At 52.8% G+C, this 20,076-nt stretch carries 20 protein-coding genes, 2 tRNA genes and 1 riboswitch; of the genes, 7 read left to right on the forward strand and 15 right to left on the reverse strand.

The window, feature by feature from the left end; genetic code table 11:
• Window positions 1-41 precede the first annotated feature (41 nt).
• The 3 genes from GH984_RS01585 to GH984_RS01595 all read right to left on the reverse strand — a co-directional run bounded on the left by GH984_RS01585 (window position 42) and on the right by GH984_RS01595 (window position 710).
• Window positions 42-118 (reverse strand) — tRNA-Val (locus GH984_RS01585).
• Window positions 119-162: 44 nt separating this feature from the next.
• Complete coding sequence (locus GH984_RS01590) at window positions 163-465, reverse strand: type II toxin-antitoxin system RelE/ParE family toxin (protein ID WP_153718454.1); 303 nt, start codon at window positions 463-465, stop codon at window positions 163-165.
• Complete coding sequence (locus GH984_RS01595; protein ID WP_369691888.1) at window positions 453-710, reverse strand: type II toxin-antitoxin system Phd/YefM family antitoxin; 258 nt, start codon at window positions 708-710, stop codon at window positions 453-455. Before GH984_RS01595 ends, GH984_RS01590 begins: the two co-directional genes overlap by 13 nt.
• A gap of 209 nt (window positions 711-919) precedes the next feature.
• A riboswitch (TPP riboswitch) is annotated at window positions 920-1,013 on the forward strand.
• A 70-nt stretch (window positions 1,014-1,083) separates the two neighbouring features.
• Between GH984_RS01595 and GH984_RS01600 the strand changes: the two genes are divergently transcribed.
• Window positions 1,084-1,848, forward strand: a complete 765-nt coding sequence (locus GH984_RS01600) for a 3-oxoacyl-ACP reductase (RefSeq protein WP_153718455.1) — start codon at window positions 1,084-1,086, stop codon at window positions 1,846-1,848.
• Here GH984_RS01600 and GH984_RS01605 read toward each other — a convergent pair.
• A complete protein-coding gene (locus GH984_RS01605) occupies window positions 1,845-3,560 on the reverse strand; it encodes a potassium/proton antiporter (RefSeq protein WP_153718456.1) in 1,716 nt (571 codons plus the stop codon). The genes GH984_RS01600 and GH984_RS01605 overlap by 4 nt on opposite strands.
• 80 nt (window positions 3,561-3,640) lie before the next feature.
• Here GH984_RS01605 and GH984_RS01610 point away from each other — a divergent pair, with 80 nt between their 5' ends.
• Window positions 3,641-4,573, forward strand: a complete 933-nt coding sequence (locus GH984_RS01610) for a delta(1)-pyrroline-2-carboxylate reductase family protein (RefSeq protein WP_153718457.1) — start codon at window positions 3,641-3,643, stop codon at window positions 4,571-4,573.
• On the opposite strand, the gene GH984_RS01615 is transcribed toward GH984_RS01610, so the two are convergent.
• From GH984_RS01615 to GH984_RS01625, 3 genes are read right to left on the reverse strand one after another with little or no spacing between them, the layout of a single operon-like run.
• Window positions 4,554-5,027, reverse strand: coding sequence for an Lrp/AsnC family transcriptional regulator (locus GH984_RS01615; protein WP_153718458.1), 474 nt, complete (start codon window positions 5,025-5,027; stop codon window positions 4,554-4,556). The two genes, GH984_RS01610 and GH984_RS01615, sit on opposite strands and share 20 nt — an antisense overlap.
• Window positions 5,027-5,332: a hypothetical protein gene (locus GH984_RS01620; RefSeq protein WP_153718459.1), complete on the reverse strand. Its 306-nt coding sequence runs from the start codon at window positions 5,330-5,332 to the stop codon at window positions 5,027-5,029. The genes GH984_RS01615 and GH984_RS01620 overlap by 1 nt, the downstream gene beginning before the upstream one ends.
• The gene (locus tag GH984_RS01625; RefSeq protein WP_153718460.1) at window positions 5,332-5,664 is read right to left on the reverse strand and encodes a DUF4168 domain-containing protein; all 333 of its coding nucleotides are present in this window, start codon (window positions 5,662-5,664) and stop codon (window positions 5,332-5,334) included. Before GH984_RS01625 ends, GH984_RS01620 begins: the two co-directional genes overlap by 1 nt.
• Window positions 5,665-5,804: 140 nt before the next feature.
• Between GH984_RS01625 and GH984_RS01630 the strand changes: the two genes are divergently transcribed.
• On the forward strand, window positions 5,805-7,211 hold the full coding sequence (locus GH984_RS01630) for a sensor histidine kinase (RefSeq protein ID WP_172973133.1): 1,407 nt from the start codon (window positions 5,805-5,807) through the stop codon (window positions 7,209-7,211).
• A gap of 2 nt (window positions 7,212-7,213) precedes the next feature.
• Window positions 7,214-8,584: a sigma-54-dependent transcriptional regulator gene (locus tag GH984_RS01635; protein WP_153718462.1), complete on the forward strand. Its 1,371-nt coding sequence runs from the start codon at window positions 7,214-7,216 to the stop codon at window positions 8,582-8,584.
• Here the strand turns inward: GH984_RS01635 and katG are convergent.
• Window positions 8,581-10,752 (reverse strand): catalase/peroxidase HPI, encoded by a 2,172-nt coding sequence (gene katG, locus GH984_RS01640; RefSeq protein ID WP_153718463.1) that lies wholly within the window; start codon window positions 10,750-10,752, stop codon window positions 8,581-8,583. The two genes, GH984_RS01635 and katG, sit on opposite strands and share 4 nt — an antisense overlap.
• Before the next feature lie 96 nt (window positions 10,753-10,848).
• Between katG and GH984_RS01645 the strand changes: the two genes are divergently transcribed.
• Window positions 10,849-11,799: a hydrogen peroxide-inducible genes activator gene (locus GH984_RS01645; RefSeq protein ID WP_153718464.1), complete on the forward strand. Its 951-nt coding sequence runs from the start codon at window positions 10,849-10,851 to the stop codon at window positions 11,797-11,799.
• Here GH984_RS01645 and uvrB read toward each other — a convergent pair.
• Window positions 11,696-13,720: an excinuclease ABC subunit UvrB gene (gene uvrB / locus GH984_RS01650; protein ID WP_153718465.1), complete on the reverse strand. Its 2,025-nt coding sequence runs from the start codon at window positions 13,718-13,720 to the stop codon at window positions 11,696-11,698. The two genes, GH984_RS01645 and uvrB, sit on opposite strands and share 104 nt — an antisense overlap.
• Window positions 13,721-13,765: 45 nt before the next feature.
• Here uvrB and GH984_RS01655 point away from each other — a divergent pair, with 45 nt between their 5' ends.
• Both GH984_RS01655 and GH984_RS01660 read left to right on the forward strand, forming a co-directional pair.
• Window positions 13,766-14,953, forward strand: coding sequence for a pyridoxal phosphate-dependent aminotransferase (locus tag GH984_RS01655; protein WP_153718466.1), 1,188 nt, complete (start codon window positions 13,766-13,768; stop codon window positions 14,951-14,953).
• A 52-nt stretch (window positions 14,954-15,005) separates the two neighbouring features.
• Window positions 15,006-15,081, forward strand: a tRNA-Asn gene (locus GH984_RS01660).
• A 219-nt stretch (window positions 15,082-15,300) separates the two neighbouring features.
• On the opposite strand, the gene GH984_RS01670 is transcribed toward GH984_RS01660, so the two are convergent.
• From GH984_RS01670 to GH984_RS01695, 6 genes are all read right to left on the reverse strand, one after another.
• Window positions 15,301-15,861 (reverse strand): pyridoxamine 5'-phosphate oxidase family protein, encoded by a 561-nt coding sequence (locus GH984_RS01670; protein ID WP_153718468.1) that lies wholly within the window; start codon window positions 15,859-15,861, stop codon window positions 15,301-15,303.
• On the reverse strand, window positions 15,861-16,934 hold the full coding sequence (locus GH984_RS01675; RefSeq protein ID WP_216643605.1) for an ABC transporter substrate-binding protein: 1,074 nt from the start codon (window positions 16,932-16,934) through the stop codon (window positions 15,861-15,863). The genes GH984_RS01670 and GH984_RS01675 overlap by 1 nt, the downstream gene beginning before the upstream one ends.
• Before the next feature lie 14 nt (window positions 16,935-16,948).
• On the reverse strand, window positions 16,949-17,740 hold the full coding sequence (locus GH984_RS01680) for an ABC transporter permease (protein WP_153718469.1): 792 nt from the start codon (window positions 17,738-17,740) through the stop codon (window positions 16,949-16,951).
• On the reverse strand, window positions 17,737-18,627 hold the full coding sequence (locus tag GH984_RS01685) for an ABC transporter permease (protein ID WP_153718470.1): 891 nt from the start codon (window positions 18,625-18,627) through the stop codon (window positions 17,737-17,739). The genes GH984_RS01680 and GH984_RS01685 overlap by 4 nt, the downstream gene beginning before the upstream one ends.
• A gap of 7 nt (window positions 18,628-18,634) precedes the next feature.
• The gene (locus GH984_RS01690) at window positions 18,635-19,624 is read right to left on the reverse strand and encodes an ABC transporter ATP-binding protein (RefSeq protein WP_253939079.1); all 990 of its coding nucleotides are present in this window, start codon (window positions 19,622-19,624) and stop codon (window positions 18,635-18,637) included.
• 107 nt (window positions 19,625-19,731) lie between these two features.
• Window positions 19,732-20,067: an ArsR/SmtB family transcription factor gene (locus tag GH984_RS01695; RefSeq protein WP_153718472.1), complete on the reverse strand. Its 336-nt coding sequence runs from the start codon at window positions 20,065-20,067 to the stop codon at window positions 19,732-19,734.
• Window positions 20,068-20,076 lie beyond the last annotated feature (9 nt).

The raw sequence follows: 20,076 nt of genomic DNA on the forward strand, positions 1-20,076 counted from the left end.
GTGACCCATACCAAAGGCCACATGCATTTTGAGGTATACGATGGTAGGCGCGAGTGGACTCGAACCACCGACCCCCACCATGTCAAGGTGGTGCTCTAACCAGCTGAGCTACGCGCCTGTCGTCAAGAGCGGGAGTATAGCGGGATTGGACGGCGTTGCCAATTAGCTACCACCAAGCATGTAGGCACGAAGCTGCCGCTCCTCCCGCATGACATAAAGAACGAGAACCCGCCTTTCATCGACACGATAAAAAATACGACACGGTGGGAACACGATCTCCCTGTATACCGACTCAGGGAGTTCTGGAGGGATTCGTCCAGATTGGGGAAAATCTTCCAACCGCTCGATCGTATTGAAAACTTCTTGCACCAGATGACTGGCAGCAGCGGGATTATCTAGCGCAATGTACTCAGCAATGGCGTCAAGTTCCTGGAGAGCAGGTTCCGTCCAGACTACTTGAGCCATTTAGCCAATTTTTCCTTGGCCTCACGTTGGCTGCAGGTTCTTCCCTCAAGTACAGCTCGCTCTCCCCTTGAGAGCCCCTCAAGCAGCTCAAGCCGGCGCTGCATGAACTGGTAATCCTGCACATCGACAAGGTAGGCCGATGGCTGGCCATGCTCTGTGATCAAAACCGGCTCTTTAGATCGGTGCAAATCAGCCAGAATCTTTGTCGCTTGGCGCTTAAGGTTCGTAACCAGTTCAACTTTCACGCGTTGCCCCTCAAAAAACTGACAGTGATACTATAGTATTACTTTCCAGTCCTGGCAACTGAGCCGACCGGCCTTTTGCTGAATGCAGGCGCTTGAGGAGATAGGTTATGCAAACCCTTAGAATCGATTTGGTATCTGATATCGCCTGCCCAGCCGACCACCAGCCTTGCCGATGCCATCCGACGTTGCCAGATCGTGGTACGCTGATGAGGAAACAACAGGGGCGCCCGTTATGCGGGCTGAGAGGTACCCTTGGAACCTGAACCGGGTTATACCGGCGTAGGAAGTTGTGGGCGCGTAGGCCGTAAACATTCTTTTCAGCGTTGCAAGCTCTCTTATCCCCTGCCTAAAAACGATAAGGGAGCAAATGCCGATGAATTTACCGATTAGCGATCAAACCGTGGTCATTAGCGGGGCTGCACGCGGCCTCGGGGCCGCCATCGCCAGAGCCTTTGCGCGTGAGGGAGCGCGCGTGGCGATTAACTACCATCGCAGTGAACAAGCCGCGAATGCGCTTGCCAAAGAAATCGGCCCAGCCGCCGCTGCCTTTCCAGCGGATATTAGCAACGCCGATGCGGTAATGGAGATGTTCGATCGTATCGAGGCAACGCTAGGCAGCCCCAGCACCTTTATACACAACGCACTGGCCGATTTTGTGTTTAACGGCGATCAGCGCAAACAACTCGCTGATTTGAGCTGGAGTGATCTTAACGCCCAAACGGCGGTTGCGGTTGGCGGCGCACTAAACGGCATACAAGCCATGCAACCCCACTTTGCTAAACATAATGGCGGTCGGGTGATTACGATTGGTACCAATCTTTTTCAAAACCCCGTGGTGCCCTATCACGATTATACGGCTGCAAAAGCTGCGCTTATGGCGCTAACCCGCACAGCCGCCAAAGAGCTTGGCCCAGCGGGCGTTACGGTCAACATGGTGGCCGGCGGATTGCTGCGGACAACTGATGCCAGCGCAGCAACGCCTGAGTTTGTGTTTGATCTGATTGCCGAGCAAACCCCACTTGGCCATGTCACAACGCCCGCCGAACTTGCCGATGCGGTCTTGTTCTTCGCTTCGCCATGGGCACGTGCGGTAACCGGACAGACGTTAGTGGTGGATGGCGGGCTGGTCTGCGACTAGTCGAACGACAGCCCCACTTCGGTTACCTGATCACGGGAATCGACTGCTCTGACGATGAGCTCCACTGAGCCAAGCCGCAGTCGATCGCCCGGCTCTGGGCGTTGAAGCCTGTCTTTGAGGTAGCCACCCACCGTTGAGGTATCTGTCCGATTATCGTGCTGATCGAGTGTTGCTCCATACACATCCACTAAGGCCCGAATGGGCGCATCAGGCGCAATCGCAAAGTCACCAAAAAAGGCACGCCGCTCCGCCTCTTGAACCGAGTCTCCGGCAAACAAATGATCCAGTGCAGAGGCATATTGCGGGGCCATAAAGATGTAAAGATAATCATCGGGCTGCAAGTGCCCTGCTTTACGAAAATGCATTGAGCGACCGTCGCGCAGCACCAGCGCAGGCCTTGCCCAACGGGGCAGTCGAGCGCCCCCAACAATCGGGCTACCGGGCATCACGTGGTACACCACCAGCTCATGATGGGCCGTACCCGGCAGCTCCAACTCAATTTTTTCAACTGGCCCTAGGCGTTCAGGAACAATCAACCCAAGGCGTTGCGCAACGGGCTTGATGGTCCAGCCTTGCACTAACAGTGAGGTCAACACCATGATAAAGGCCACGTTAAAAAACGCCTGAGCGGAGTCAAGACCACCTAAAAACGGCAAAATCGCCAGCAAAATCGATACCGCACCGCGTAAACCAACCCACCCAATAAACGTGACCTCTTTAGCAGAAAAGCCAAATGGCAACAGGCAAACCCCCACCGCCAGCGGGCGAGCAAAAAACATCAAAAATAAGGCTAAGCCGATCGCCGGTAGAAGCACGGCAGGAAATTCAGACGGTGTGGCCAGCAGCCCCAGCACCAAAAACATCAAAATTTGCGCAAGCCACGTCATTCCATCTTGAAGACGTCGCAGAGCGGTAACATGCGGAACAGGCCGGTTGCCGGCGATTAGACCTGCTACGTACACGGCAATAAACCCGCTACCACCAAATTGACTGGTTACCGCGAACAACAGCAACGCAGCGGCAATCACCAAAATGGGATAAAGCGCCGCCTCTAGCTCAATGGCATTGAGCAAGCGCACCAGCAAAAATCCACCCGCAACACCGAGCGCTATGCCCAGCCCCATTTGCAAAGCAAAGCCGAGCAGTAGCTCCTGAGTAAATCCTGCAAAACCCGCCTGTAAGCTGATGAGCTCAACTAATGCGGTCACCAAAAATATGGCGATTGGGTCGTTGGAACCTGACTCTACGCCTAGCGTTGCGCGAACACGCTCTCTGAGGGTAATGCCTCCCACTCGCAGCAGGTAGAAGACCGCAGCGGCATCCGTCGAACTGATAATCGCACCTAAAAGAAAGGCATAGGGCCAAGACAGATCAAATAACCAATAGGCGGCTGCGCCCACTAAGGCGGTTGTTAGCACCACCCCAAGCGTTGCCAAGGTAATGGCCGGGGCCGCTGCTTTTTTAAAATAACGCGTCTTCGTGCCAAAGCCGGCATCAAATAGAATTATCGCAAGGGCAATACTGCCGATCAGATAGGCCCCACTCCAGTCGTTATAAATAACGCCCAGCCCATCTTCACCTGCCACTAAGCCAATCGCCAGAAAGAACAGCAGCAATGGCGCCCCGATGCGAAATGCCAACAGACTGGTGAGCACCGAGACGACCACCAAAGCGGCACCAATCAGGACTAATGGCGGAAGCCAATCAAGCATAAATGCTATTTCTCGCTTTTCATTGTTGACTGCGGGGCATACGCTTTGAGAATAACCTGAGCCAGAGAACAAACAAACCGATGCGTCAACTCGATACCCACCAAACCATCGAGCTGCTCGACTATCAGGCCATTGCCGATGCCTGTGCAGAGCTGCTGATACTGGCCCGCCAAGGCCAAACGCTTTGCCCACCGCGTAGCGCCATGCCAATCGCCAATGACGGTACCTTGCTATTGATGCCCGCAACTGATCACACGATTGCCATCACTAAACTGGTGACGGTGCACCCCTTTAACGGAGATGCCGCACTGCCGACCATTCAAGGCGAAATGGTGATTGTTGATGCTGCCAATGGCCGACGGTTGTTGCTCGTGGACGGGGCTGCCGTCTCTGCCCGGCGCACCGCCGCTGTCTCGTTACTTGCCGCGCAACGGCTTGGAGCCCAACGTAACACGCCGGTTTTGGTTTATGGGGCCGGCACTCAAGCCCAGGTCCATTTAGAGGCCTTTCAAGCAGGCTTGGGCACCACGCATGCCTACCTATACTCACGTAGCCGCCCACGTGCAGACGCCTTGGCCAAGAAAATGCAACAACAGGGGTTAAATGTACAAGTCATTGACGATCCCAACACCGTTTTAGATGAAACCAAAGTCATCGTTACTGCCACCACATCACAAACCCCGGTTTTACCAGAGCGTTTAGCCAGCGATACCTTCGTTGCAGCAGTGGGCGCATTTCGCCCGCAAATGGCCGAAATACCGCCAGCCTTGGCAAAAAGCAGTCAAGTTTTTATTGACACCGAAGAAGGCGCTAAAGATGAGGCGGGAGACTTAATTCAAGCGGCAGAGCAAGGCCAGTTCAACTGGTCTGATGCGATAACGCTAGAGCAAGTGATCTGCGAGCAAGTTCAACCTCAAGGTCACGGGCCGGTAATATTTAAAAGTGTTGGACAGTCTCTTTGGGATTTAGCCGCAGCACGCGTATTAATTAATGCTACGGGCCGAGCTCCTTAACGGCTTCCATCGCCACAAACGTGCTCGTTGAGGCCACATGCGGCAAGCTGGAGATGTCTTCAGCCAAAACCCGACGATACGCATCGATGCTTGCGGTTCGCACTTTAAGCAAATAATCAAAGCCACCTGCGATCAGGTGGCATTCTTCAATTTCAGGAATTTGCGTGGCGGCATCGTTAAAATCCTGCAGCGCCGCTTCACGTGTATCCAACAGCTTAACTTGAACAAAGGCAACGTGCGCCACCCCTAACGCAATTGGGTCTAGCGTTGCTCGATAGCCCCGAATAACGCCTTGGCTTTCCAGCCGCCGTAAGCGCGCTTGGGTGGGAGACTTAGAACGCCCAACCCGGCGCGCAAGCTCTGCCACACTGATTCGGCCTTCAATCGCTAGAACACGCAAAATGGCATGATCTAGCCGATCTAGCTTGCCGCCTTTGGGTTGGTCATCCGTCATTACTCAATCACATACTCAATCATTAATGCGTTAGGGACTTCTGCGTTCAAACTCAACTCAAACTCATAACCCATAATATAAGTGAAATCTTCAGCAATCACTTCCTGAGTTTCATCGTTATAGACCGTTAAGTCTAAGCGCCCTTCTCTGCATGTTGTAGTGCCTTCAATAAGCAGTCGGCCCATTTCCTCGCCGAAGCTCCACTCTTCTATTTCACACCCTTCAACACCGGGGGCAACGGTTTGCGCCGCTGCACCGCCGGCAATGACAACCGCACTGATAAAAGTAACGATAGTCTTACGCATTAGTTCATTAACTCTCGAATACGCTCAGCCAAATCCATATCTTCTGCAGCGGCTTCAGCAATTGCACTATATTCAGCAACGCTGATTCCTGTTTCTTCTACAGCACTAACCATTAGCTCGCTGGCCTCCTGCTCAAGCGCCATCGCTTCGTCGCGATCTTCGGCTTGTTCGAGCAGCTCGATGTACTCATCGCGAATCTCCATTACCTCGGCCTGCGCTTCAACAAACAACTCAATCTCGCTATCAGAAAAGCTTTGCGCCAGTGTAGGCTGAGAAAACGCCAGCAGTACCAACGCAGCAGAGAGAATCATTGCTTTAAAACGTAACATCATTGGTCTTCATCCTTATTTCTAAAAGTGTCGGCCCACTACTTGCAAGAGTCCTGCCAACAAAGACAAACCGGAACAACACGCCCGATGTGCAGTCCCAGTGAATACCAACGATGTGCCAAAATGACTCAGCGAGTGTCAGTATGACCCATTTTATTCAACACAATCCACCACGGCTGCTCACCATGCTCATTGCCTCGGTGGTTATCCCCGTTACCCTGAGTTTAGGCCTCATCGGGTACTTGGGGATCGACTGGCTAGAAAACCAAACCGAGCAGCGTATGCGCGAAGATATTGAACTGATATCTCGCTCTTTAAAAGAGCCGCTCAACCAAGCCATCAGAACGAATCAACCGGAGTTGATTCAACAATCTCTAAACTCTGCGTTTGCCTTTGGGCGCATCTATGGGGCTCATATCTATGGCCGTAATGGTCAGCTACTGGCGGGGTCTGGCGCCGGCGTGCAACGATTTAGCGAACAAAGGGGCGAGGCGCTTGCCACCCTCGATGCAACAGGCGATGGGTATGCGGCATTAGGCAGCGATCCGATTCACGTCTACTTTATGCCGTTAACAACCGCGGGCGGACGCTTTGCGGGCCTTCTCCAACTCACCCGTCACCCCGATGAATTTCGCGATACGCTCAGCACCATCAGAACAACCGGCGCCGCAATGCTCGGCGGCATCGCGCTATTACTCGCCTTAATTGTCATGCTCGGACATCGCTTTGCCATTGGAGCGCCGCTGCGCCGACTAGAACGCAGCATGCAATCAGCGGGAGACCATGAGCTGGGATACCGCGTTACCGGTAGCGGACCCCGAGAGATTGTTAATTTATCGAAAGGGATCAACACCATGCTGATGCAGATCGAATCGTCGCGAAAACTCGCGGCGGTAGGTGAGCTATCGGCCGGCATCGCCCATCAACTTGGCACGCCGCTCAGTGTGCTGGATGGCCGAGCACAGCAATTACTCAGAAGAACGGATCTTGATGACCATCAACGCAGCAGCCTTGAAGCAATGCGCGCAGAGACTCGCCGCATAGCCGATATTGTTCAACGCCTGATGGCGTTTGCTCGAAGCATGCCTCTGCAGCCAACATTAATGCGCCTATCGACAGCGGCAGACCACGCTATTGAGCGAATGTCACATGCGCCTGAGGCAAAAAACGTTACCCTGCATAAGCATCTTATTGAGGGTGATCCACCGATTAAGATTGATGGCGAGCGCCTAGAGGAGGCTATCTGCAACCTACTATTAAATGCATTCCAAGCCGCACCCAACGGCAATGTTTACATCGCCACTGCAAAGAAAGCAGAGGGAGTCACTCTTCGTATCGAGGACGATGGCCCCGGTATTTCTAAAGAGGATCAAGAGAAAATCTTCTCGCCCTTTTTTACCAGAAAACCCGTTGGGATTGGCACAGGCTTAGGGCTTGCGGTGGCTTATGGCACCCTGCGCGCCCACGGCGGCCGAATACGCCTCATTCAAGGCTCGCTGCCTGGAGCCTGCTTTGAGCTATGGCTTCCCACCAACCCAGCTAGGAAATAAAGATGAGCAATGACACCGCCATTTTAGTTGTAGAGGATGATGCCAACCTGCGTGCCCTACTTGATGAAGAGCTTCAACAGCAGGGCTATCACACCACGCTAACAGCAGGCGTTAATGAAGCCTTAGAGCAACTACAACAACAACCCTACGCGCTGGTTGTTAGTGACCTCAAATTACCCGATCACAACGGCATGCAACTGCTGCAATCGGTGCGCGAAAATCCTCATCTTCAGTCCGTTGGTTTTATCGTGATTACCGGCTTTGGCAGCATTGAACAGGCCGTTGCCGCTCTCAAGGCGGGGGCAGATGACTTCCTCACCAAACCTTTGGACTTGGAACACTTTGCGGTCAGTGTAGAACGAGTGCTTGCCAACTATCAGTTACGCCGACAGCTGCATGATTATGAACATCTCCTGGGCCATGACACCGAAAGCTGGCAAGGGATGATCGGGCGCAGTGCGCCCATGCAAACCCTGCGTCGAAAAATCGAGCAAGTCGCAAAAAGTAACGGCACGGTTTTAATAACCGGAGAAAGTGGCACCGGGAAAGAACGCGTCGCAGAAGCAATCCACGCCTGCAGCCATCGATATGCTCAACCATTTATCGCGATTAATTGCGCTGGAATACCCGCTGATTTGCTGGAGAGTGAACTTTTTGGGCATGTCAAAGGGGCATTCAGTGGAGCCCAGAGCCAACGCCTCGGATTAGTGGCTAGTGCAAATGGCGGCACTTTATTTTTGGATGAAATTGCTGAAATGCCGCTGGCAATGCAGGCAAAGCTATTGCGATTTTTAGAAAGTGGTGAGATTCGGCCTGTGGGCGCCGACGTTGATCAGCAGGTTAATGTTCGCGTGGTAGCAGCAACGCATCGACGCCTTGAACAAGCCATACAGGCAGGAGAGTTCCGTAAAGATCTGATGTATCGACTCGACGCCTTGCAAATACACGTTCCACCGCTTCGTGACCGCGGTGAGGATATTCTTCAACTGGCTGCGTATTTCATCGCACTAAGCGCTAAACACATTGGTGTTACGCCACCACGGCTTGCCTCATCGGCAGTCAATACCATTCAGCAGCACGCATGGCCGGGAAACGTAAGGGAACTGGCAAACGCCATGGAGTATGCCGTGACCTTTTGCCAGGGAAAAGAATTGACCGCAGAAGACCTGCCACATCGTGTCCGCCATGTCAGTTCATCTGCAGAACCTACCCTGACCACGTTGGCTGAGGTAGAGGATCGGCATATTCGTCGTGTTTTAAAAGCAGTCGACGGCAATCGAAGTCGCGCGGCAGAAATTCTAGGCATCGGGCGAAAAACCCTATATCGAAAAATAGGGCTGGCCCCAGAACAGGACCAGCCCCCCGGTGCTTAGTCGATCAGATCGAACCGATCGGCATCCATCACCTTGGCCCAGGCAGCAACAAAATCGTTCACGAACTTCTGCTCGTTATCGTCCTGCGCGTACACCTCAGCATAGGCCCGAAGGATAGAGTTAGAACCAAACACGAGATCAACGCGCGTTGCAGTTCCCTTAACCTCACCACTGGCGCGATCTTTGACTTCGTACTCGTTAGTACCGGTTGGCACCCAAGTGTTCGCCATATCCAGAAGATTGACGAAAAAGTCATTGGAAAGCTGGCCTTCACGCTCGGTCCAAACGCCATGACGCGCGCCGCCATGATTAGTCCCTAGCACCCGCATTCCACCAACCAGAACTGTCATCTCAGGCGCGGTCAGCCCCATGAGCTGGGTCCGATCTAGCATCATTTCTTCAGGGCTTACCACGTAGTCTTTCTTGAGCCAGTTACGGAAACCATCATGCAATGGCTCTAGCACTTCGAAGGACTCCACATCGGTCATTTCCTGAGTGGCATCGCCGCGGCCAGGAGAAAACGGCACGGTAATGTCGTAACCCGCGGCCTTGGCAGCCTTTTCGATGCCTACATTGCCACCAAGCACAATCACATCTGCAATGCTTGCGCCGGATTCTGCGGCAATTGGCTCAAGTACGGAAAGCACTTTTGCCAAGCGGGCTGGCTCGTTCCCTTCCCAATCCTTCTGCGGTGCAAGACGAATTCTCGCCCCATTGGCACCACCGCGCATATCAGAGCCACGGAAAGTACGAGCGCTATCCCAAGCGGTTGTCACCAGCTCAGCAATCGTCAGGTCAGTGGCCGCTATTTTGGCCTTAACGGACGCCACGTCATAGTTACGATTACCAGCGGGCACCGGATCCTGCCAAATCAGGTCTTCAGCAGGTACTTCAGGCCCAATGTAGCGGACCTTTGGCCCCATGTCTCGATGGGTCAGCTTGAACCAAGCACGAGCAAATACCTCAGAGAAGTACTCAGGATCGTTGTAGAAACGCTCGGAAATCTTGCGATACTCCGGATCCATCTTCATTGCCATATCTGCATCGGTCATGATGGGATTTAGACGAATCGAAGGGTCTTCTACATCAACCGGCTTGTCTTCTTCTTTAATGTCAATGGGCTCCCACTGCCACGCACCCGCGGGGCTTTTCTTCAGCTCCCACTCGTAATTGAGCAGAAGATGGAAGTAGCCGTTGTCCCACTGCGTTGGATGCGTGGTCCAAGCGCCTTCAATGCCGCTTGAAACGGTATGCCGCCCCACACCCGATGCGTTGGGGTTGCTCCAGCCGAGCCCCTGCTCTTCCACATTCGCCGCTTCTGGATCTGGGCCGAGAACAGTGGCATCGCCATTACCATGACATTTGCCTACGGTATGACCACCGGCCGTTAGCGCAGCCGTTTCTTCATCATTCATTGCCATACGGGCAAAGGTCGTCCGCACATCTTGCGCGGTTTTAAGCGGATCTGGCTGCCCGTTAACACCCTCTGGGTTCACATAGATAAGACCCATCTGTACCGCGGCCAATGGATTCTCTAATGACTCGCTAGAGCGGTCTTCAGCATAACGCTCAGAGTCTAACCACTCTTTTTCAGAACCCCAGTAAATGTCGATTTCCGGATGCCAGATATCTGCGCGCCCAAAACCGAATCCAAAGGTTTTTAGCCCCATGGACTCATACGCCACGTTACCTGCCAAGATCATTAGATCTGCCCAGCTAAGCTTGTTGCCATATTTTTTCTTGATTGGCCACAGCAAGCGCCGTGCTTTATCGAGGTTCACATTGTCAGGCCAGGAGTTGAGCGGTGCAAAGCGCTGGTTACCCGTGCCGGCGCCACCACGGCCATCGGCAGTACGGTAAGAACCGGCTGCGTGCCACGCCATTCGAATCATGAGACCACCGTAATGCCCCCAATCGGCCGGCCACCAGTCTTGGCTATCGGTCATCAGCGCTTTCAGGTCATCTTTAACCGCCTGATAATCAAGCTTTTTAACCGCTTCACGATAGCTAAAATCCTCACCCATCGGGTCAGGCTTTGTGTCGTTTTGATGAAGAATGTCAAGGTTTAACGCATTGGGCCACCAATCCATATTGGACGTACCCACCGCTGTCATACCGCCATGCATAACAGGGCATTTTCCCGTTACTTCACTACCTTTAACCGCCATAACTCACTCCACTTTTGAACTAAACTGAGCTGAGCATACCTGCTCAAATAGATAATTTAAATTTGTATTTTTTAATTGTACTGATAACTTTACCCTATGAATGATATTAGCTTACGTCAGCTTCGTTACTTCGATGCGCTGGCAAGACATCGCCATTTTGGCAAGGCCGCGCGTGACTGTTCGGTATCTCAACCCGCACTGTCGGTTCAAATTCGTGAACTTGAAACGAGTTTGGGCGCCACCCTTGTTGAACGAGGCGCCCGGCAGATCACCCTTTCCAGCCTTGGTGAGGCGTTAGCCGAGCGGGCCCATCGCATTTTACAAGAAGTTGATGAGCTTACCGACCTGGCCCGTGCATCGGGTAATCCACTGGCAGGCCCACTGCGCTTTGGCGTCATTCCAACCATTGCGCCCTACCTACTGCCCGCATTTATTCAGCAGTTAAAACAACATTATCCTGCCTTGCAACTGCAACCACGCGAGTCGATTACCGAAACGCTGTTGCGCGATATTGCAGAGAATCGTCTGGATGTGGCGATGGTTGCCCTACCCGTTGCTGACAGCAGCCTGCACGAGGCGCCACTACTAACAGAGCGGTTTGTGCTTGTTCGCCCTGCAGCCGACGCGGACCAACCGGTGCCTGACCTGAATACGCTACGAACAATGCGGCTTTTACTATTGGAGGAAGGGCATTGTTTTCGCGAGCAGACGATTAGTTATTGCAACTTACGCCCACGGGGTGGGCAGACGATTATGGAGGCCAGCACCCTATCGACATTGGTTCAGCTTGTTGGCTCTGGCATTGGCATTACCTTGTTACCAGAAATGGCCATTCCTATTGAAACAGCGGCTGCCTCGGTATCAGTAACAACACTTCCTGACCCACAGCCCACCCGACGCGTTGGATTGGTCTGGCGGAAAAATCATCCGCTCAGTGATTCCTTTACCGCGCTGGTTCACCTAGGGCGTATTGCTGCAGGCGGCGAATTTCATCCCGACACTCACCAGCCTGCTCAAATTCAAGATTGCGCGCATGTTGATGCATGAGTTTCTCTTGCGCTTTTATTTGCTCCATAGCCTGTGCCGGGGTTAGTCCAGCGTAATGCTCGGTTGCCTGTGCTTTCTCGGCAAATTCCTCGGCGGTATCAGGTGCGCCCGCTGAGCCACGCTCCATAATATCTTTAATGGCTTTTTGGATGCCACGCGGAGTAATCCCGTGCTCGGTGTTAAAGCGCACCTGCTTTTCTCGACGTCGATCCGTTTCCTCAATTGCGCGAGCCATCGAGTCAGTTATCCGATCTGCATAAAGAATGGCACGACCACTCACATTACGGGCCGCGCGCCCGATGGTCTGAATTAAAGAGCGCTCAGAACGCAAAAAGCCTTCTTTATCCGCGTCCAAAATGCCAACTAAAGAAACCTCTGGAATATCAAGGCCTTCTCTAAGTAAATTGATCCCGACTAGCACATCAAACTTACCCAGCCGCAGGTCACGGATAATTTCCGTCCGCTCCACGGTATCGACATCGGAATGCAGATACCGCACCCGCACCCCGTTTTCATTGAGATACTCGGTCAAATCTTCGGCCATGCGCTTGGTGAGCGTGGTCACCAAGACACGCTCTGCGAGCTCCACTCGCTCGCGAATCTCTCCAAGAAGATCATCTACCTGCGTACCGGCAGGTCGTATTTCAACGGCAGGATCGATTAACCCGGTTGGCCGCACCACCTGCTCAGCCACTACGGCAGAGTGTGTCTGTTCGTAGGGCCCAGGCGTTGCTGAAACATAAATGCGCGGTGGCGCGATAGCCTCAAACTCTTCAAACTTTAGCGGCCGATTATCTAAGGCAGAAGGCAGCCTAAAACCATATTCAACGAGTGTTTCCTTACGGGCGCGATCACCTCGATACATGCCGCCAATTTGGCTGACCGTTACGTGAGATTCGTCAATAAATAGCATGGCATCGTCAGGAACATAATCGAATAAACACGGCGGCGGCTCCCCCGGTCCACGGCCAGACAGGTAGCGGGAGTAATTCTCAATGCCATTGCAGTAGCCAAGCTCCTGCATCATTTCCAGATCGTACCGCGTGCGCTGCTCTAAACGCTGAGCCTCCAGTAGTTTGCCGGCTTGCTGTAATTGCTCCAGCCGATCTTTGAGCTCCTCTTTGATTAATTCAATGGCGCGTAAAACGGTGTCTCGGGGAGTAACGTAATGCGACTTTGGATAGATGGTGATCTCGTCCACACGCTCAAGCACTTCGCCTGTCAGCGGATCAAACCAAGAGATTTGCTCAATTTCATCATCGAACAACTCCACGCGAACGGCCTGCTCTTCGGATTCGGCTGGAAAAATGTCGATCACATCACCGCGCGCACGGTAGTTGCCGCGCGAGAAATCATGATCATTGCGAGAATACTGAAGCTGAGCTAAGCGCCTGAGCACCAAGCGCTGATCGATCTGCTCCCCGCAGCTCAACGTGAGCACCATCTTTAGATAGGCACTTGGATCACCCAAACCATAAATTGATGAGACCGACGCAACAATAATTGTATCGCGCCGCTCCACAATTGACCGAGTAGCGGACAAACGCATTTGTTCAATATGCTCGTTAATCGCCGAGTCTTTTTCTATATAGGTATCAGAGGACGGCACATACGCTTCTGGCTGGTAGTAGTCATAGTAAGAAACAAAATACTCCACTGCGTTATCAGGAAAGTATTCCTTCATCTCCCCATACAGCTGTGCTGCCAGCGTTTTGTTGGGGGCCATAACAACGGCCGGCCGTTGCTCACCGGCAATCAGGCTTGCCATAGTGAATGTTTTACCTGACCCGGTAACTCCAAGCAGGGTTTGGTGTTCATGGCCGGCACGCAGGCTTTGTGACAGAGTTGCAATGGCCGTTGGCTGATCACCCGCCGGTGCGTAGTCACTTTGAAGACGGAACTGGGTCAGTTTTTCACTCATTTCGCGTATGATTTACCGTTAAGAACATTATTGATGGAGATGACCTTGAGTATTCAACTTGCAACGCGTGTAGGACGGGTTAAGCCCTCACCCACCATGGCCGTTACCGCAAGAGCAGCTGAAATGCGAGCTGCCGGCCACGACATTATTGGCCTTGGCGCTGGCGAACCTGATTTCGATACGCCTGAGCATATCAGTGCAGCCGGTATCGAGGCGATTAGAAACGGACAAACGCGCTATACCGCCGTTGATGGAACGCCTGCGCTTAAAGAGGCAATCCAAAACAAATTTCGCCGCGATAGCCAGCTTGAATACGCGGCCAATCAAATTCTCGTTTCTTCGGGTGCAAAGCAAAGCCTATATAACTTGATGGTTGCTTTGCTTAACGAAGGCGATGAAGTGGTCATTCCCGCACCCTATTGGGTCTCTTACCCCGATATGGCTTTGTTAGCCGATGCCACGCCGGTCATTATAGAGGCTGGCCCCGAGCAACGCTTTAAAATTACCCCAGAGCAGCTGGCTGGCGCGATCACCGCGCGCACTCGGCTTGTCGTGTTAAACAGCCCATCCAACCCCACCGGCACGGCGTATTCAAAAGCTGAGCTGCAGGCGCTGGGCGAGGTTTTGCGTCAATATCCTGGCGTACTGATCACCAGCGATGACATCTATGAGCATATCTTATGGACGGATGCGCCGTTTTGTAACATCGCCATGGCCTGCCCAGATTTGGTTGACCGCACAGTGGTTGTTAATGGGGTATCAAAAGCCTACGCAATGACTGGATGGCGCATCGGGTATGCGGCTGGCCCCGCTGCTGTGATTGGCGCCATGAAGAAAATTCAGTCGCAGAGCACATCCAACCCTAGCTCTATCTCACAGGCTGCCTCTGTGGCCGCATTAAACGGAGACCAGGGCATTATCGCGCCGATGGTAAAGGCCTTTCGGGCTAGACACGATTATGTCGTAGACCGGCTCAACGCAATGAATGGCGTAAGCTGCATCTCGGGGGATGGCACCTTTTACGCCTTCCCTGACGTCAGTGGTGCCATAGAGGCTATTGCTGAGGTCAATACAGACACCGAGCTGGCTGAGTACCTGATTGGTGAGGCAAATGTGGCACTGGTTCCTGGCACCGCCTTCGGCCTGCCCGGCCATGCGCGTATTTCTTTTGCCACCAGCATGGAGAATTTAGAAAAGGCCATGGATCGGTTAGAGAAAGTTTTTAACCGTTGAGGTTGACGAGATCAGCCGAGGCGCTACACTACGCGTCTTGGCTGATAGCAATTCCCCGGTAGCTCAGTTGGTAGAGCGAGTGACTGTTAATCACTGGGTCGGCGGTTCGAGCCCGTCCCGGGGAGCCATTTAAATCAAGAGTCCCTTCTTCATTTAAAATAAACGAGTAGGGCCAGCAAGAGCCCAACCGCCGCTAGGCTAATTCTTAGGGCTATTTCTTTTTGCCCAGCCTTGGGTGAACCCTTCGGTTTCGGAAGAATCACATGCTTGAGGATTTTTTTCCAACTCCAACTATCCGTCGTTACTTCCATCTGTCCGTTATCGCTCATTTCTAGTTCCCTTTCGTTTTACGGCACTACCCATTGCCCTACCCATCCATCATTACGGGCAAACCGTGCACGGCGATGTTTGCGCCCCAAGTGCAGCGCCTCCATTTCACGAATTTGCAGTTTTAGTACGGCAAATGCGTCTGGGTCTGGCCATTTCTCATAGGCAACCCCATCAGGCACAGCCGTTCCAGAGAAAGGCTGAAAGCCATAGCAGGCCCGCGCGTGGGCTGAGAGCTGGTCCCAAATGCCCCGCACCGCCTGACCTGTCTGCACCGTTACTTCGCACAACAGACGCAGCTGCAAATGGGCCACGTTATCCCAAATATGGATAGCGGCATGCGGCCTAGCTAGCACCTGATCAACTTTGTCTGCATTACGATCTGAATAGACTTTAAGCGTGGCAGATTCTTTATCCGCGGCGCGCAGCACAACTGTGCGTGCCTGCGGCATGCCTGCCGCATCCACGGTTGCCAAAGTAGGATGGCGCCCCGGGGCATGACGATCAGCCACCCCCCGTTCTAGGCGCTTCCATGCCTGCGCATACAACGTGTCAAGCGCCTCGGCCCAATCGGCATCCATCAACGTGCTTCAATCTCACGCCATAGCTGTTGCAGAAATTGCAACTCCTCGCCTTTTAAGCTTGGCGTAAAAGCAAGCACTTCCATTTCATCGGGCGTTGGAGTAATGGGTACCTCTTGAAGGATGGGGTCTAACATGGGCTGTGCTGCAGCATTTGGACTGGCATAGTACGTCCAGTTAGAAAGCTGGGCGGCCACCTCTGCACGCAGCAAATAATCAATAAAGGCATGCGCTAAATCGGCATTTGGGGCGTTAGCGGGAATCATCAGGTTATCCACCCATACCTCGGCGCCTTCTTCAGGAATCATAAACTCGATATCTGCGTAAGCCTCGGGGTCTTCATCTTTGTAGAAGATAAAATCACCATTAAACGTGATGCCCGCGTGCACACTGCCGCGCGCAATCTGCTGAAGTACGGGTGTGCCCTGCACAAAACCCACAAAGTTGCCCCGCTGTTTAGTATCAAGCATTACCTCAGCGGCCTGCATCAGCTCATCTCTGGCATCACAGTCATAGCCATAACCCAACCAGGCACAAACCGAACCAAGCACCACTTGGGCATCCTCAGGCACGGCAAAGGGCTGATCTGGATTGACTTTGGGGTCAAACAACACACTCCAGCTCTTTTCAACATCACCGAGCACCGCACGGTTATAGACAACACCGGTAGTGCCCCACTGATAGGCCACCGAGTATCGATTACCAGGGTCAAAGTTTGGATTAACGAAGGTTGAGAGCAAATTATTCAAATGAGGCAGCTGTTCATGATCAAGTGGCTGGACCAGTCCGGTCTCGATCAGTCGCGGCACGTAGTAGTTTGACGGCACGATAATGTCATACTGACTATCGCCGCCCGCCCGTAGTTTGGCAAACATCTCACCATTGGAATTGAAGTAATTTTCAACCACCGTAACGTCGTACTCGGCCTCAAATGCTTCAATAATTTCTGGATCCATATATTGCGACCAGTTGAACACGTTCAGGGTGCGCTCTTGCGCTGAAAGTGTTGCTGTTACCAGCAAACTCATCACTAATAATGAACCTAGCAACGTGCCTCGGACTATTCCGGCCATGATTTTCCCCTTACTTATGTTTTTACTGAGTGGCTGAAGCGAAATTTAACGTGATGATAGACCAGCGCTGCCAAACCTGCGATGCCCACGGCAGCAATAATGAGCGCAGCAACCGCATTAACCTCAGGCGTAATGCCTTTACGAACCGCGCTCCAAATATAAATAGGTAGTGTTGTGCTACTTGGCCCGGCGGTAAAGAAGCTGATCACAAAATCATCGATTGAAAGCGTAAACGCTAACAAAAAAGACGCAAGCAGCGCCGGCCAAAGCACGGGTATTAAGAAATAACGCAGGCGTTTGAGTGGTGAGGCATATAAGTCAGCACAGGCCTCAAAAAGTAACGGATCGAGCACTAAAAGCCGCGAGTGCACAAGCAGCGCAACAAACGGAATCTGAAATGAGACATGAGCCAATATCATGGTACTTAGACCCGGCTCAAAAATGCCAAAATTTCGGTGCATGGCCACAAAAAACGTCATTTCAGAAATGCCGTAAACCACATCCGGCATAACAATAGGCAGATAAATTAGCCACACCAACCAATGCAAATGCCAGTGCCGAAAACGGTACATTCCATAGCCGAGCATCGCGCCAAACACCACGGCAATCAGCGAAGAGCTCACACCGAGTATTAAACTGTTCTTAAAGGCTAGCAAAAGGGCATCGTTGGTCATTAGCCGGTCATACCACCGCAGAGAGAACCCGGCAAATCGCGCGGGCGAATTTGCCGCGTTAAAAGAGAACAGAACCACTACCGCCAGTGGGGCATATAAAAACAGCATGGTGGCGTACCAAAACAGTCTCATAGCAGCATCTCGCGTTCACTACTCAACCGCCGCGCGGCGCGCCGAAGGATGTAAAGCCCAAGGAGCGTTGCCAAAATCATTAATAATGCGCCTGCCGCACCAAGCGGCCAATTGGCACCGTCTGCAAACTGCCGTGCCACAAGGTTTCCGATCATACTGGAGCGCCCTCCCCCCAAAAGTTCAGGCACAACAAACATGCCAAACGCGGGAACTGCCACTAACACCGTGCCGGCAAGCAACCCGGGTAAGGTCTGCGGCAAGACGGCATGAACAAATGCCCGCATCGGTGTTGCAAACAGATCACGTGCCGCCTCAACTTGCGCATGGTCTAGGCGCTCGAATGCCGCATACAGCGGCAGCACCATAAAGGGCAGAAAGTTATAGACCATGCCCACGACCACCGCAAACTGCGAGGGAAATAACCCCATTTGCGGCTCCGTAAAACCCAGCATTGCCGACAAGTTAGCTAATGGGGTGCCTGGGGAGAATAGGTTCATCCAGCCAACCGCCCGAATGACCTGATTGGTCCACGACGGCACCACAATTAACACGAGCATTAACGGACGCAAGTGCACAGGGCGCGTGGCAATGTAATACGCAATAGGATAGGAAATCAGTATGACCAAAATCGTGGCAAAGGTGGCTTGCCACAGTGAACGTCCTAAGGTGTATAAGTTGCCAGGACTCCAACCTAATAAACCAAACCCGGCAAGCTCACGAAACGCATGTAAACTCAGCGGAAGTTGCGGTAACCCGTAGGGATCATTACTTAAAAAAGCAATACTAATCAGGTAGAGACTCGGCAAAACAAGAAAAACGATGATCCAAAGAACACCTGGCCCGATGATGGCCACCAGCTGCCCGGTTTGTTTTGCAATCTGCTGCATCAACCCCCTACCCGGGCAATATGGCAACCGCCTCGGGCGCCACGTCAATGGTTACATCCTGACCTGAAGCAAACAGTGCTTGACCGAGGTTGTGCGACCGAACTGTTAAACGGGCGTTGCCACAGAGCACTCGATACTCCGTGCTCCCGCCACGATACAAGCACTCTTCAACCCTTGCAGTCAGTCGGTTATGCCCCTCAACAACGCCTGCCTTTAAAGACAAGGCCTCTTCACGCAAAAGAATATGCGACCCAGCCGCGAACCGCCCTTTTAAGACCCCAAAATCGGCAACGATTTCGTCCTCGTTTCGCTGCTGGATCGCAAAAATATTTTGGTGCCCCATAAAACGCGCCACAAAAAGCGTTTTGGGCTGTTCATAGATAACCTGCGGCGTACCCACTTGCTGAACCTGCCCCTCATGCAGCACGGCCATCCGGTGGCTCATCACCATCGCCTCTTGCTGATCATGGGTAACAAACACAAAAGTCATGCCTAGGCGCCGCTGTAAGCGTTGTAACTCAACCTGCAACTGGCCACGTAGCCCGGCATCAAGCGCCGAGAGGGGCTCGTCTAACAAAAGGACATCGGGCTCGTTAATTAATGCGCGCGCTAAAGCCACGCGCTGCTTCTGCCCCCCTGACAGCTGCTCAGGATTACGGTCTAACAGGTCATCTACTTTAGTAATCTCAGCCATTGCTTGAACGCGCTGCTGAATAATCTGACGTTTAACGCGCTGCATCTGCAAACCAAAGCCGATGTTGTCGCGAACGTTTCGGTTAGGAAAAAGCGCATAAGACTGAAAAACGGTATTCACGCTTCGCTGGTGCGGCGGGACACCGTCTAACAGGCGCCCGCCAATAGATATGGAACCTCGATCTGGCTGTTCTAACCCGGCAATGATCCGCAGCAAGGTGGTCTTGCCGCAACCCGAAGGGCCAAGTAGTGTGAAAAACTCCCCAGGCTGCACATCAAGATCCACCCCATCAAGCGCAGTCATTTTGCTTGAAAAAGCTTTATGGAGGCTGCGGATGGATATGGAGGACGCCTGTCGAGCGCCATTGGCAGTAGGCTGCGGCATCATGCCCTTCAGTATACGGTAATTAATCAGTAATCTGGCAACAACGCCTGTTCTCGAGCCAAACGGGAGCGCGTTCCATCACAGACAATATTACAAAGATCGAAGATAAACGGCGCTGTAATGCCAAAATAGGCGCGATTACCCGCTTGGCGTCGCCCAACTAATCCCGCGGTACGCAACAAACTTAGGTGCTTGGACACGTTGGACTGACTGGCGCTGGTCAGCTCTGCGATTTCTCCAACCGTTCGCTCACCCGTCTGTAGGCAATGCAAAATCCGTAAGCGCTGGGCATCGCCAAGCACACGAAACTGATGCGCAATCAGCTCTAGCGATTCATCAGCATTGTTAAATGGGTGATTCATGCTGAGTAG

The organism is Spiribacter salilacus (genome assembly GCF_009649225.1).
Lineage (GTDB): Bacteria > Pseudomonadota > Gammaproteobacteria > Nitrococcales > Nitrococcaceae > Spiribacter > Spiribacter salilacus.